This is a genomic window from Bacillus sp. JJ1503 (assembly GCF_036965125.1).
GTDB lineage: Bacteria > Bacillota > Bacilli > Bacillales > Cytobacillaceae > Cytobacillus.
The window spans coordinates 1-1,338 of record NZ_JBALOZ010000528.1 but is presented as its reverse complement, the minus strand read 5'-3'; the positions used below and the strand labels follow the sequence as shown (position 1 = coordinate 1,338).

Genomic DNA, 1,338 nt, shown 5'->3' with positions numbered 1-1,338 from the left:
CCGTCCCCATCCCCATAGGTCATCCAGCGCCCGTTCCAGGATGCATTGTTGTAATTGTTGCCATAGTGAACCCTTGAAATGATTGCCATTCCTTTCCCATCCAAGGAATTACGGCCATGTTCATTTAGAAAATACTCATATACCTTTTCGGAATTATAGTGTGCATCGACAGCTGCCCGATCATAGTCATCGATAAATGCAGCGGAATTCCCAACATACAGGGTATCATTGCTAGAACTATTATCATTTTTAGCATCATACGTAAAAATTCCTTCAAGATTCTCATGAGCGTAATCGGCTAACGCAAACTTCGTTCCTGAACCTGGCTCCCTCACTTGAGAAATATGAATTTCCCTGTGATTACCATGTACACCTAATCCAAAGCCCTTTTGTGTTTTCATTTCATTGGCATCCATTAAGCCATTATACTTATCGATAACCTTTCCTGTGTTTGTATCCACAAATACAAACCAGTTCCCAGGTTCATCTCCCATGAAGTTTACATTCACTTTGTAAGCTGTGTAATTTTCTCCTTCAAAAGGATAGATTACTAGATCAGTAGTTGGCTCATAGGACAATTCTTCAGGAGCATTAACAGAGGATAATGCCACTTTGGTTGCAGCATCACTGCTATAAGCGGCAGTCGTGCTCACTTCATCATCAGCAATATTCTGATAAATCCTTCCGTTAACGGAAACTACCTCATTATTCTCATTGAAGTGAACAATAAGTTCGGATCCTTCTATGTTAACTTCATTTACTGACTGTTGAAAGCGAACATGGGTCATGCCAAGTTCATCTTTTTGTACACCTTTGACTTTTAGGTTTTTATCTGGGTTTTTAATTCCCGTTTTAGCTTCATTTTTTTTCAAATAATTTAATGCATTGGATGGATCACTTGATGAAAATTTTTCCGAAAACCGTTCCTTCACAAATACAGGGACACTAGCCTTCTCATTCCACTCCTTAGAAGCTTGTACACTACTATATGCATTCGAATTCACTTGCAGAGCAAAAACGCTGCTTACTGGAATTGAGCCCATTAATAACGCTGACGACAGGGCTACAGGAACAATTAACTTTTTCTTCATATTTAAATTCCCTCCTATTAAGTTCATTCATATTTAATTATAGATTAATAGAAGAGTTTTGCATGAATATTAGGAATTATTTGGAATTATATAAAAAATGGTAATTAAACCCTAGTTAACATATTATACAGGCATAAAGGACTATTATTCGAATCCCAGTAATTAAATAAAAGATCAGATTCTAAAAAGTCTCTGATCTTAAATAGGAAATGAAGTATATTTAGTTGTAATAAACTATTATCTTATT

Annotated in this window: 1 protein-coding gene; it reads right to left on the bottom strand. The window is 36.2% G+C overall.

All coding sequences use genetic code 11. The annotated features are described in order from the left end of the window. On the bottom strand, positions 1-1,091 hold a 1,091-nt coding region (locus V7149_RS26260; protein WP_335348490.1), incomplete at its 3' end, for a M4 family metallopeptidase. Positions 1,092-1,338: the final 247 nt, after the last annotated feature.